Here is a 13,627-nt window from a genome sequence, read left to right on the forward strand (position 1 = left end):
TCGCAATTAGAACTGTCCGCCGGACAGTGACCGTTTTTCCCGGTATCCCGCCACTTTCTGCTTAACGGCCTATCCCGGCGAAAATGATACCCCTCCATCTCCCGACAGACAAACGCAACAAAAGCCGTTCAACGCGAAAAAGGCCATGGGACAATGGATCCCTTGCGCCTTTCGAAGCAAAAATACTTGTGGAGCGCCGGGAGACAGAATATAATACAGGTGGCCGGGCGGAAGTGAAATTACTAACCAGCCGCGTCGGAAACAAGCAAACCGGCGGAAAGAGGAATGCGGCTGTTTTTTTGCAATAGCAGGCGCGACTAATGGGGCAGGTTATATGAGCTTGAAATTGGCGGTTCCGCATAATTGGCAGCCTGATCTGCTGGATGCGCTGGATCTGGGGGAAGTGGACGAGTTCTACGGCAAACTCGAATCGGATATTTTAGGAGGGGGCAGGGCTTCTAATTCCTGCCCCAAGGCCACCCGCAAGGCCGTGAAGCAGGGAATTGACCGGATCCATAAGAGCGGCCGTACTTTCAATTACCTGTTTAACGGCACGTGCGCCGGCAATCAGGAGACATCCCGGCAGTTCATCCGGGAATTCGCGAAACAACTGCAATGGCTGCGGGATCTGCAGGTGGATTCTGTCACGGTTTCCCTGCCTTTTATTTTTGAATTCATCAAAAAAAACTTTCCCGGTATTAAACTCAGTGTTTCCGCTAACGCTTATGTGGATAACGAGGAAAAGGCCAGATTCTGGGAAGGCCTGGGAGCGGACAGGATCACCCTGGATGCCTTTACACTTAATCGGGATTTTAAACGCATCGCGAAGATACGCAAAGCGGTCAAATGCCGTTTGCAGGTTATCGCGAATAACGGATGCCTTTGCGAATGCCCTTTCGCCGCCTGCCACGGGCTGGCAGCTGCTCACGCCTCGGAAAAAGGCCATATCTCCAAGGGGTTCCTGGTAGATTTCTACAAGCTTATGTGCGTGTATACGAGGGTGAAAGAACCGGCCCGCTATTTGAGGTGCGATTGGATCCGGCCGGAGGACGTTCATCTGTATGAAGGACTGGGGATCGATTCGCTAAAGCTGGTCACCAGGGGGTTGCCGACCGGTATCCTGGCTAAGATCGTTCACGCCTATTCCCGGCGGCGCTACCAGGGCAACTTGCTGGACCTTGTCTTTAGCCATCCCAAGCAGGTTAATTATAACAAGTTCTCTTTATTGTATGTGCTGAAATACTTTTTTCATCCCCTGCGGATCAATATCTTTAAACTCAAGCAATTCAAGGCGATGGCCGATGGATTGAAAGATCTTGTTTATATCGATAACCGCAAGCTTGACGGTTTCCTGCTTTCTTTGCAGGACAAGGATTGCCATAAAACCCCATGCGCGGAATGCGGCTGGTGCGCTCAGAAAGCGCGGGAAACGGTCAGAGTTGATTTGAGCCGCGCTGAGGCCGCGTTAAAGATTGTCGAGAATATCCGGGAGGAATTCCTGTCGGGGAGTATGTTTTCTTACTCGGCGCGGCCGTCCGGCGGCGAAAAATAAAGGTATAGATAATGGAATACAGCGTGCCTGTTTATTGGAACGGAGATTATATCCGGTCGTTACTCGCGGTTGATCGGCAACACAGGATAAAAGAGGCGTATGGCATCCCGGCCGGGCGCGAAGGCTGCCTGTCGATCCTGCCTTTATCGCGGCAGGGGATCAGGTTCAACTGTCTCCTTGACGCGTTGTGCATGGATAACCTTGAGTTTGCCAGCCGGGGACAAAGGAAAATAACCGCGCTTTTGGATTCATTCGTCGAGGCCGGGGCGGGCGCGGTCACTGTGGCCAATCCTTATCTGGCGATGTTGATCAAAAAAAGGTATCCCGGGTTATCTATCGTCGTTTCCGCGGCCGCGAATATCAATACTCCGGCCAGGGCCAATTTCTGGGAATCATTAGGCGTTGACGCGATCACCCTCCCCGGACCGGTCTGGAATCATGATCTCGCGGCGCTCAATACCGTCAGGAAATCGGTCAAATGCGGGATCCGGCTTGCCGCCAATAACGGTTGTATCCGTAATTGCCCGATGTTTTTGGGGCACCGGGTATTTGATTCCCACGCGCAGGAAAGCGCCCGCCCGGCAAAGGCGTTTGATTATTACCGGGTCATCTGTTTAACCCGGCGTTTAGAGAGACCCGAGCTGTATATTCGTTCGGATTGGATCAGGCCGGAAGATACCAGGGTGTACGAAGATTACGGGATCAATTGCCTGCAGTTGACTGGAGATGGCCTGCCCGAGCGGATGCTGAAGATCATCGCCGCATACCTGGCCGGTTCATATAATGGTAATTTAATGGATCTTCTGCAAAATTGCCCGCAAAACGCGGCGCCCGGCTGCTTATCCGCTCCGGCGCAGGTGTATATTGAGAATAATAAATTAAACTCCTTTTTGCGCGATATGCCCGGAGATTGCGAAGCGCGTTCCTGCGAGTCCTGCTCTTATTGCAAAAAAGCCGCCGAACAGTCAGTAACTATTCCCGGGCGATACCGAGATGAAACCTTGAGAATCGCGGGGAGATCATCAATGAGTTGTCTATTAAAGGAATATCCTGATCAATGCGCATAATTACAGCAGTTTATCAATGAAGGTCTTTTTCGTAAATCCGCTTGCCGGCACAGGCCGCGGGCATGCCCATTTCCTGCGTGACTGGTGCGGCGGCGAATCCCCGACATCGGTAATTTATCCTCCTTTGGAAATCGCTTCTACCGCGGCGTTATTGCGTCAAAACGGGATACAGGTCTCGCTGCTTGACGCCAACGCGCTGCATCTGGATAACTCCGTTGTTTTACGCCTGATCCAGGCGGAGCAGCCGGATTTTTTGGGGTTTCCGTCCGCCTGGGGAAGCATAAAATACGATCTCGATCTTGCGCGGATGGTTAAAAACGCCCTGCCGCAGGTGCGGATCGTCATCTGGGGGCCTAACGTCAGCGTTATGCCCGATATCGCCCTGGATCCGGGAAATGTGGATTACGTTATACTGGGCGAACCGGAATTCACGTTCCTGAATCTGCTCAAAGGCGATCTTTCTGAAAATCTGGCGTATTCAAAAGACGGTAAGCTTGCGCTATGCAAACGAAGCCTGCGCATGGATCTTGACGCGCTCCCTTTCGCGGCCAGGGAGTTGCTGCCGAATGCCCGGTACCGTTCTGTTTTAGTAAAGAATAATCCGTTCACCCTGATGATGACATCCCGGGGATGTCCGTATCATTGTGAGTTCTGCCAGGCGCAGATATGGTTTCAGGATAAACTTCGTTTCCGCTCAACTTCCAATATTATCGAGGAAATAAGGCGGATCGTGGAAATTCACCATATCCCGCAGATAATTTTCCGCGACCTTACGCTTACCGTGAACAGAAAACATATAATGTCCATTTGCGGACAGATCATAAAGCATAACCTGCGTTTTTCCTGGAGGTGTTTCTCGTGCGTTGATACGGTCGACAAAGAACTTCTGGATATGATGCATAAGGCCGGTTGTAACCAGATATCGTACGGAATAGAAAGCGGGTCGCAGGCGGTTCTGGACCAAAGCGGCAAAGGCATTACCCTGGAACAATCCCGGGAAGCGGTCCGCTTAACCAAGAATGCCGGGATCGAGGCATGTTGCAATTTTATGCTCGGTATGCGCGGCGATACAAAGCAGACTATCCAACAGACGATTGATTTTGCTCTTGAGCTTGATCCGGATCTCGCGCAGTTCCAGGTTGCGGTGCCTGTGTATGCGACCGAATTCTATGATGCCTGTTTCGGGGCAAAAAGACTGTTGTCAGCGCAGGCCCTGAGATGGTACAATACGGAATTAGTTAATCCTGGCTTTACCTGCGGATTCCTCAATGGCCGATTACGCGCCGCTTATACACGATTTTATTTCAGGCTGCCGGTTATTGCCCGGCATGTTCGACGCAGCGTATGTAACGGAAATGCCCGGGAGGCTTTCAGTACGCTGGTTGGTTTATTAAAAGGTCTTTTAACCCCGCATAAACGATAAATGCCGCATTTAAAAAAGATCCTGCTGGTCCGTCCACCAAGGTATTTATGGCCTGTTGTCAATGAATCCGACAATTATATGATGCCCTTAGGCCTGGCTTGCCTGGCTTCGATGATCCAGAGGAATATGCCGGAAGTCGAGGTCAAGATCATTGACTGTCCGCCGCTGAAGATCGGCTGGAAGAGCCTGGCGGATATACTCAGGCGCGAGGCCCCGGATGTGGTCGGAGCCGGAGAAGAGGCCTTGTATCATCATGAGGCGGTAAGGCTTTTTACCCTGGCGAAACAGCTTAATCCCCAAGTGGTCACTGTGGCGGGAGGCCATTTTTTTTCCTGGACAGTAAGGGATTCGCTTGCCAGGTATCCTATTGATTATATCGTCAGGTTTGAGGGGGAAGCTACTTTTTTGGAATTGATGCGCGTTCTGCGTGATGATACCGGGGTTGATAAAGTCCAGGGGATAGCGTATAAGAAGGGCGCGGATATAATCCTGAATCCTTTACGGCCGTTGATTCAGAATCTCGACGAATTCCCCATACCCGCGTATGGGTTGATGCCGATGGGGGATTACTCGCCTTTCGGTTATTTCTGGCCGCAAGGCGCGACCATCGAGCACGGCAGGGGTTGCGTGGATAAATGCAGTTTTTGCAGCCTGTGGACATTCTGGGGGGAGCAGAAGCAGGCGGACGCGGAAAGCGGGGTATTTAATCCTGTTCCCCGCTATAGGACTAAGAGCGTCGGCCGGGTTTTGGAGGAGATTGATCTGTTGTATAACAAATATAAGCGCAAGTATCTTATCTGGGCCGATCCTACGTTCAATGTGGATCCTCATTGGACCGGGGAGTTTTGCGACGGCCTGATACAAAGAGGTTATAAGGATCTTTTTTGGTGGGCTTTTATCCGTGCGGACCTTTTGGTCAGGGACGAGAAGATGGGGGTGTTGAAGAAGATGGTCTGTGCCGGATTGATCAATGCTTTTATCGGCCTGGAACGGGCGGATAACAGAGACCTGAACGCAGTAGACAAGAATTATAATATCGAGGTGTGTCAGGAGGCATTCCGTATTTTAAAAGAAAAATACCCCAGCGTCCACCGCCAGGGCACCCTTTTGACCGGGATCCGCCAGGAGAAGAAGCGCTCGATCTTCGCTATGGTCGATTACGCGCTGGATGCCGGGGTTGAGTTTATGATCCTGCATCCGATCACTCCGGTGCCCGGGACTTTTGTCTATCAGGAAGCGCAGGCGAAGGGCTGGATCGCGGAGAAGGATTTCAGCAAATATGACTGGCTCCAGCCGGTAATGTCTATTGAGAATATGTCCTTGAAAGAGTTGGGTAAATGGACCAAAATGGCTTCTTTGAAATTCCTTTTGTCGCGCTGGTTCGAGGCTATCCGCGGGTTGCTTTCCCCTTATATCCATCGCCGGAGATTATATCTCTGGTTCATGAAGATCTTTATTGTCGGGATGTTGGACGATATCAAGGATACGCTGATGAACCGCAAGAAGACGAAGAGATTCAACCGGTTCCTAACGATGCATAAACCCGCGTGGTATGATGATTAAAAAGACGGCTTCAGGGTGGGTATTTTAATGAAGGTAATGCTGATCGTTCCGGATTCGGACCCCTTTGCCACGAATAAGGCCTGCCGCGCCGGGCTGGCGCCCATATTGCCTATCGGCCTGGCGTATATCGCCGCCGAACTGGAAAAGAATAATATTGCTGTCGTGGTCGAGGATCAGTTCGCCAGCAAGATATCCAACGAGGCCTTGATCGCTAAGATCAGAAAGGAAGATCCCCAGCTGGTCGGGTTTTCCTGTCTTACCGCGTCAATGGGCAACGTCCGCGTTTTGGTTGAACAGATCAGGAAGGTAAAGAAAGATATAAGTATCATCCTGGGGAATATCCACGCCTCGGTGTTCGGGGAGCAGCTTATCCGCAACGGGGTCGGCGACATCGTCGTAGAGGGGGAAGGCGAATATAAGACCAGGGACGTGGCGCTGGCGATCCGGGATAATACCCCGCTGCGCGATATAAAAGGGATAATTTTCAAGGAAGGCAATACGGTTTACCGTAATCCTCCCGCGGAATTGATCCCGGACCTTGACGGGCTGCCCTATCCCGCCTGGCATTTGTTCGATATGAGTTATTACCGCCGATACCCGATGCTGGGGATGTACGGGGACACGGTGATCCCGGTGCAGGCCTCCCGGGGATGCCCGTACCAGTGTTTTTTTTGTTCCCAGGATAAAATGTATGCCCGTCCGCGGTATCGCAGGACCCGGATTGTTATTGATGAGATCGAATATCTGCACGCGAAGTACGGGGCCGGGTATTTTGTTTTCGGGGACGCCTTTTTCCCGTTCTCCATCAGCCAAGGCTATGAGTTCTGCGAAGAGCTTATAAAAAGAGGCTTGCATAAGAAGATCCAATGGTTCGCGGAGACCCGGGTCGATCTGGTTAACCGGGAACTGCTGTTGTTGATGAAAAAAGCCGGCCTGCGCCTGCTGATGTACGGTTTTGAAGTGGGCAACCAAAAGGTCCTGGATTCCCTGGGGAAGAACACTACCCTGGAGCAGGCCCGCAACGCCATGAAATACACCAAAGAGGCGGGGGTTTATTGCCTGGGGCTGTTCATGCTCGGGATGCCCGGCGAAACAAAAGCCACCTGCGAAGAAACCATTCGTTTTGCCAAGGAGTTGGACTGCGATATCATTAAATTCAATATAGCCGTGCCTTTGCCCGGTTCCCGCTTTTTCGACGATTACAGCCGCGAACATAAGGACATTCTGACCGAGGTGGTTTCGGTGGAGCGGAAGTTTACCAGCTGGACCGATTGGACCGCGGATTCCGGCAGGGACATTTACGCGCCTGAGGGGATGACCGGAAAGGAATTGATCCGCCTGCAGCGCAAAGCGATGTTCTCGTTCTATATGCGGCCGCGGATAATTCTGCGGCATCTGTTGCGCAGTTCGTTTTCTTTTAAGGACCTTTGTTTCGGGGGGTATTTCCTGTTCAGACAGAAATTACAGAGCCTGGGAGAGGATCTTAGGTCGAGGTTCGCATGAGAGTCTGCCTTATCGCGCCGCCCGCCATCCGTCTGCGTTATAATATCAGCGGGATATATCCGCTGCCCCCTTTGGGACTGGCCTATATCGCCGGGACATTGGAAAAGAACGGTTTTCAGGTCGAGATCGTCGATATGCCGGCTTTGAAGATGGATTTTGCCGGATTGGAAAAACATCTGGCCGCTAAAGACCCGTTTAAGGTGTACGGCCTCAGCTGCAACGCGTTTAACTTGAAAAATGGTTTATTCCTCGCTCGTCTGATCAAACGGATCAACCCGGACGCTAAGGTTGTTATCGGCGGGCGCTGCGGCGGGTTGCCCGCGGAGAAGATCTTTCAGTATGGCCGGGATTTCGATGTGATCGTCAAAGGGGAGGGTGAGAACAGCATGCTGGAGTTGTGCCGCTATTTCCGCGGCGCCGGCGCTTCGGCAGGGCTCGCCGGGATAAAGGGCATTTCGTTCCGGCAAAATGGAAGCGTAATTACTAATGATCCGGCGCCTTACGCTGACCTGGACTCATTGCCTTTGCCCGCCAGGCATCTTTTGCCGGATAAATGTTACCGGATGCATCCGCCGTTCGGAATATTCCCCCCGGTAACCTTGATGGAAACAAGCCGCGGCTGCGTTTATAACTGCAGTTTTTGCGGGCTTTCGTCGCCAGTCAGGGAACGCTCAACCGGGCATATTATCGCTGAGATTGAATGCCTGATGAAGAACTACGGCATAAAAGAGATCCATTTTGTCGATCCCACGTTCACTTATAATCAGCCGCGGATAGAGGAATTGTGCGGGCGCATATCAGACAAGGGCCTGAAGTTCGCCTGGACCTGCAAGACCAGGGTTGATTGCGTGTCAGAGCGGTTGTTGCAGGGGATGGCCGGGGCCGGCTGTTATATGATATCGTACGGCGTGGAATCGGGGAGCCAGAATATACTCGACAGCCTGAAAAAATCCATCACCCTGGAAAATACCATAAGTGCGTTCAAATGGACGCGGCATGCCGGTATCCGGACCATCGCCTATACTATTATCGGCTACCCGCATGAGCGGGATGAGGAGGTTCAAAACACGATAGACCTGGTCAATCGCCTGGATCCCGATTTTGTCCTGTATAATGAGTTTTTTCTCGTTCCCGGTTCCAATATGGAAATGGAATATATGCGGGAAAACAATATCGATTTTGACGACCTGATCGAGTTTTATTCGCGATCACCCCGGCATACGGCTATTGACCGCTACCGGGTAACAAAGCAATTGAAGAGGGCGAATAGATCGTTCTACTCAAGGCCGTCATATCTTCTTTCCCGGCTGGCCCGGATAAAGAATCCCAATGACCTGAAGGTGATGTTTAAAGGCGTATTCCATATGCTGATCGATAAGATCAGGACCAAAGAGGTAATTTAAAAAATGCCTAACGCCGATCTGTCCCTCACTATAAAAAGATTCAAACACGCGCTTATCCTTTTCCTCAAATATTCCACACTAAAGAAGTTCCTGAACCTGGTCCGGTCGGAGTGCCAGCGCAGGGCCAAAGCCGTTGCCCTTACCTGCCGGGCGTATTGCATTAAGATCGAACCCACAAATATATGCGATTCCGGATGCGAGTATTGCCCGCACGCCGCTTCGCCGGAGCCGCGCGGTAAAATGCGCTTGGCCGATTTCAAGGCGATCATTGACAAAAACAAGGATTTCGCGTATTTGGCTATAATGCAGTATTCCGGAGAGCCGTTATTGAACGAGGATATCTATGAGATGATCGGGTACGCGCATTCCGCTAAGGTGGCGACCTATATGAGCACGAATCTCCAGCATCTTAAGGCCTCAGACGCCGTGAAGCTCGTATCCAGCGGACTTGATCTGCTGACCGTGTCTATCGACGGGGTAAGCGATGATACCTATAATCGCTACCGCAAAAGCGGCAAATTAAGCGTTGTCCTGGATAATATCCGCAGCCTCGCGCAGGCAAAGAAGGCATTGCGTTCAGCCTGGCCGATCATCAATCTGCAATATCTGGTTATGGGGCATAATGAGCACCAGGCCGGCGAGGCGGGGAAATTGGCCCGCACCCTCGGGGTTGACAGCTTTGAATTAAAACCGGTAGGCGTGACCTGCGATATGCTGCGGCTTTTGCCCAAGGACCCGCGATATGTGCGCAGGGTGTATAAAAAGAACGCGGGGCCCAGGCAGCCCTGCTGGTGGCTTTGGTCGGCAATTGTCGTCCTCTGGGACGGAAGAGTTATTCCTTGCTGCAGCCCTTTTTACAAGCCTTTTGACAAAAGCGTTTCAGGCAATATGATCCGCCAAACGCCCGATGAAATCAGGAATTCGCAGGCCTTCCGGCAATTGCGCCAGACATATCCTTCCAAAAACTGCAGTGATTGCCTTATCCCGTACGGGAGCGTTTTAAATCAGACCTTATGACCTTTATCTTCCCGCTATTCGCAGCCTGAGGAGTAGTGCGGCGATCTTCAATTGCCGTATAATATAAAATGGGGTATAGCGGAAGGTGAGCATGCGCCAGAGGTATCCCGGACGAAGATAGAAACCGCGGTACGCCCTTCTTATCCAGGCATTCAATTCTTTTGTTGAAAGACCGGTATCCTGCGGTTTCCACTTGTCGGCGGAGCCGGGGATGCCTTTGTAATGCTCCAGCCAGATATCCGATTTGAATTTATCCAGCGATCTTTTGTGGACATCCGTATAGTGGATGGGCGCGACCTTCATGAATTGGGCGAAATTAAGGGGGAGGCTTCTGGCAAAGGCGATAGTGTCTTGTATGCTCTCGACGGTTTCCCCGGTATTGCCGATCATGAAATAACCGAATACGGCAATATGTTTTTTCGCGGTCAGCTTTACCGTTTCTTTGACCTTCCCGAGAGTGATCTGCCGGTTAAGGCCGTCAAGTATCCGCTGGTTGCCGGATTCGATCCCGTAGTGTATCTTAACGCATCCGGACCCGGCCAAAAGCGATAACATCTCTTCGTCTACCAGGTCGGCCCGCGTGCGCATAACCCATTTCATCCTGACCCCGCTTTTATTGAGCTTCGCGCAAAAGTCCATTGTCCTGGCGCGGTCAACCGTGAAAATAGGGTCTAAAAAGAAAAGCTCGTTTATGCCGAATTTTCGCTTGCATTCGACGATCTCGGCGACGATATTGTTCACATCCCTGGTTTGGTAGGGTGTGTTTTTTTCCTGGCAATAGGTGCACTGGTACGGGCAGCCGAGACTGCCGATGACGGTCGTAAATCTGTCTGCGGTGGTCAAGGCGGTGGTGTAGATCCTGTTATCGATCAATTCCCTGGCGGGGAATGGCAGGGCGTTCAGGTCCACCAGCGGCTCTTCGGCGGTCCTGATGATCTGTCGCCCCTGTTTGTAAATAATTCCGGGGATATTGCCGGTGTCTTTTTTTTGTTCGATCGCATTGACCAGTAAAGGGATGGAAAACAGGCCTTTGCCTGTTAACGCGAAGTCAACATGGCTGTTCTGTATGGTCTCTTCCGGATAAATCCGCGGGAAATGGCCCCGGCAAATAAGGGTGAATTTGAACGCGTCCTTGAGCTTTTTGAGGGCCGAAAATTCAGAAGCGGGTGAGAATACATTGATCGAGGAGCAGACTACCTGAGGCCCGAATTCTTTAATAGTGCGGGAGATTTTTCTGAGGCTGGAACCATTCATCTCGCTGTCGATAACCCGGACCGTATGGCCGGCTTTTTTTAACAGGGAAGCATAATAAAGCAGGCCCATCGGAGGATACCTGGTCAGCCATTGAAAATAAAGCATAGAGGTGACGTATCCGCCGGGTTCTACGCCGGTTATGCCTTTGCCCAGAGGTAATCGTAAGAGCGCTATCTTCATATATGGGATAGTGTAAGCAGAAATACCGCGTTAGTCAAGATTGAAATAAACTCGGGGAAAATTGTCCTTGAAATCATCCCGGCGCTCAACTATAATAAAATGGTTTAACATACATATTTTGCAGTGTTTTACGCGCGAGAGCGGGTAAAATACTGCCGCCACATTTAACCGAGCGTCAATGATGTTAAAACAGATGAAGGAGAACATCGATATTTTTTTATGCCCCGCCTGCCGCGGCGATCTAACGCTGTCCGGAGAAGATATCAAGTGCCTGAAATGCCGGAATAAATATACTGTCGAGGATGGCATCCCGCTTTTTTTCTTGCCGTCCGATACGGATGGCCGTAAAAGGGAAATTTTGCGCAAAGTAAAGTCCTTTTACGAAGAAACACCCTTCCCTAATTATGAAAAATACGAAAATATAGACGCTTTATTCCGGAAAGCAAAACTTGGGGTTTTTGCCCGTTTAATGGACGCTCAGATACCGTATAATGACAGGGTTCTGGATGTCGGATGCGGAACCGGCCAGCTGAGTAATTTCCTGGGTTTGTCCAACCGTCCGGTTTTTGGGACAGATATGTGCTTAAATCCGCTAAAGCTGGGACAGAAATTTAAGATAAATAATAATATCCGGGGAACCGGATTTTATCAAATGAACCTTTTCCGGCCTATATTCAAAGAGGAGAGTTTCCCTCTGGTTATCTGTAATGGCGTTCTTCACCATACCGCTGATCCGTTCAGGGGATTTGAGATCATATCCGGGCTTGTTAAAAAGGGCGGTTATATCCTGGTCGGCCTTTATAACGCTTACGGAAGGATAAACGCCGATATCCGCCGGGGCATATTCAATATCTCCGGCGGCCGTTTCCTGCTTTCAGACAACTGGCATAATGCGGCCGGGGTAAGTGATGTCAGGAAGCTCGCCTGGCTCAGGGATCAATATATGAATCCGCATGAATCAAAACATACTATAGGGGAAGTCTTGAGGTGGTTCGATAATACGGGTTTTGATTTCATAAACTCCATACCGAAACCGAAGGCGTTCGATATCTTCTCGCAGACTGAAAAGTTGTTCGAGCCTAATGCCCCGGGCGACCTGTTGGACCGTTTCCTCATCCAGGCGCGGATGGCTTTTACCGGGAACAGGGACGGCGGATTATTTATAATGATCGGAAAGAAAAGAGCTTTATGAGAAACAATCGGGAAGATACGGAATAAAGCATCCGCTATGGCTTATAAGATATCGGCTACGCGTAAATTTCTTCTGGCCGTTTTTGGTGTATTCTGCTGTGTTATTTTTATTGAACTTAGCCTGCGAATTGGCGCAGCGGCATATTTTTTCCAGCAGCGGTATCGGAACCAGCTTGCTATAAAGCAGGATGGCGTTTACCGGATCTTGTGCCTGGGGGAGTCGACCACTGCCAACCAATATCCCTCTTTCCTGGAGACTCTGCTTAATAAACGCGGCATAGGCATAGAATTCAAGGTGATCGATAAAGGTATCCCCGGAAGGCATACGTCGGATATATTAGACAGCCTTGAATCAAATCTTAACGCGTATCATCCCGATATGGTCATCAGCATGATGGGGATCAATGACATGGGATCGCATATGCCTTACGAGGCTGTTTCCGGATCGAATGCCGTGAAATTTATCAGATCTCTGCGCATTTACAAATTCGCCCGGGTCCTTTGGCTGCATATCGTGACCAGATTGAAAGGGGCGCCCCCTGGAAAACAATCGCTGCGGATCCGCACTATAATACCTCAGGCCTCTGGATATAATGAGTTGCCGGGAACAGGCAAGGATAAAGAAATCGATCCCAATGAATATTGGTTGTATGTCAGTCTGGGGCAGGCTTATCGTAAGCAGGGCAGGTTCCCTGAGGCGGAAGCGGCATTCAAGAAGGCCATGACGGTTAACCCCCAAAACAATTGGTTGGATATCGGGCTGGGGCAGTCTTACCGGGAACAGGGCAGGCGCTCTGAAGCCGAAGCGTCATTTAGGGGCGTCAAAGAATTCCCCGCCATAAAGGATAGTTCTTATTTTGAACGCGGTTGGTTTTACGAGCGCCAGGGCAAATATTCAGCCGCGGAGGCGGTATTTAAGAAAGCTATAAAAGTCAATCCCCGTGATGTCAGGGCATATATCAGCTTAGGACAGCTTTACCGTAATCAGGGCAGGCTTTCCGGCGCGGAGTCGTTATTCAAGAAAGCCATAGCGTTGGATCCCGCCAACGATTGGATCTATTTTGAGCTGGGATGGGTTTATTTGCGTCAGGACAGGTGTTTTGAAGCCGAGGCTTTATTCAAGAAAGCGCGGGATGACAATCCCGGCAATGAATGGCCGTATATGGGTTTGGGATGGGTTTACCGGGTGATCGGCAAATTTTCTGAGGCTGAGGAGGTATTCAGGAACGCCATAGATGTCAACCCCCAAAACGATTGGTCATATATCGGCCTGGGGCAGGCTTGCCGGGCGCAAGGCAGGCTCCCCGAGGCTGAGGCGGCATTTAGGAAGGCCAGGGAAGTTAACCCTAAGAACAATAGGGCTTATTTTGAGCTGGGGTGGATCTTTCAAAACCAAAGCAGGCATTTGGAAACCGAGTTTTTGTTCAGCAAGGCCATCGAAGGCGATCCCCAAAACGCCTGGTTATATGTCGGC

At 50.8% G+C, this 13,627-nt stretch carries 10 protein-coding genes; 9 read left to right on the forward strand and 1 reads right to left on the reverse strand.

The window, feature by feature from the left end; all coding sequences use genetic code 11:
• Window positions 1-334: 334 nt before the first annotated feature.
• From M0R35_06540 to M0R35_06570, 7 genes are read left to right on the forward strand one after another with little or no spacing between them, the layout of a single operon-like run.
• Entirely contained in the window at window positions 335-1,552 is a 1,218-nt protein-coding gene (locus M0R35_06540; GenBank protein MCK9595317.1) for a U32 family peptidase, read from the forward strand.
• A gap of 11 nt (window positions 1,553-1,563) precedes the next feature.
• Window positions 1,564-2,619, forward strand: coding sequence for a U32 family peptidase (locus tag M0R35_06545; GenBank protein ID MCK9595318.1), 1,056 nt, complete (start codon window positions 1,564-1,566; stop codon window positions 2,617-2,619).
• A 16-nt stretch (window positions 2,620-2,635) separates the two neighbouring features.
• Window positions 2,636-4,042 (forward strand): B12-binding domain-containing radical SAM protein, encoded by a 1,407-nt coding sequence (locus M0R35_06550; GenBank protein MCK9595319.1) that lies wholly within the window; start codon window positions 2,636-2,638, stop codon window positions 4,040-4,042.
• Window positions 4,043-5,605, forward strand: a complete 1,563-nt coding sequence (locus M0R35_06555) for a B12-binding domain-containing radical SAM protein (GenBank protein ID MCK9595320.1) — start codon at window positions 4,043-4,045, stop codon at window positions 5,603-5,605.
• A 27-nt stretch (window positions 5,606-5,632) separates the two neighbouring features.
• On the forward strand, window positions 5,633-7,108 hold the full coding sequence (locus M0R35_06560) for a B12-binding domain-containing radical SAM protein (protein MCK9595321.1): 1,476 nt from the start codon (window positions 5,633-5,635) through the stop codon (window positions 7,106-7,108).
• The gene (locus M0R35_06565; GenBank protein MCK9595322.1) at window positions 7,105-8,511 is read left to right on the forward strand and encodes a B12-binding domain-containing radical SAM protein; all 1,407 of its coding nucleotides are present in this window, start codon (window positions 7,105-7,107) and stop codon (window positions 8,509-8,511) included. The genes M0R35_06560 and M0R35_06565 overlap by 4 nt, the downstream gene beginning before the upstream one ends.
• Window positions 8,512-8,514: 3 nt before the next feature.
• Window positions 8,515-9,528, forward strand: coding sequence for a radical SAM protein (locus M0R35_06570; protein MCK9595323.1), 1,014 nt, complete (start codon window positions 8,515-8,517; stop codon window positions 9,526-9,528).
• Between the two features lie 3 nt (window positions 9,529-9,531).
• On the opposite strand, the gene M0R35_06575 is transcribed toward M0R35_06570, so the two are convergent.
• Window positions 9,532-10,962 (reverse strand): radical SAM protein, encoded by a 1,431-nt coding sequence (locus tag M0R35_06575; GenBank protein ID MCK9595324.1) that lies wholly within the window; start codon window positions 10,960-10,962, stop codon window positions 9,532-9,534.
• A gap of 178 nt (window positions 10,963-11,140) precedes the next feature.
• On the opposite strand from M0R35_06575, the gene M0R35_06580 reads away from it, so the two are divergent.
• Both M0R35_06580 and M0R35_06585 read left to right on the forward strand, forming a co-directional pair.
• Window positions 11,141-12,154 carry a methyltransferase domain-containing protein gene (locus M0R35_06580; GenBank protein ID MCK9595325.1) on the forward strand — a complete coding sequence of 338 codons (1,014 nt, stop codon included), beginning with the start codon at window positions 11,141-11,143 and terminating at the stop codon, window positions 12,152-12,154.
• A gap of 36 nt (window positions 12,155-12,190) precedes the next feature.
• Window positions 12,191-13,627 (forward strand): tetratricopeptide repeat protein (locus M0R35_06585; GenBank protein ID MCK9595326.1); only part of this gene is annotated, 1,437 nt, incomplete at its 3' end.

The organism is Candidatus Omnitrophota bacterium, from assembly GCA_023227985.1.
In the GTDB taxonomy this organism is placed as follows: domain Bacteria; phylum Omnitrophota; class Gorgyraeia; order Gygaellales; family Profunditerraquicolaceae; genus JALOCB01.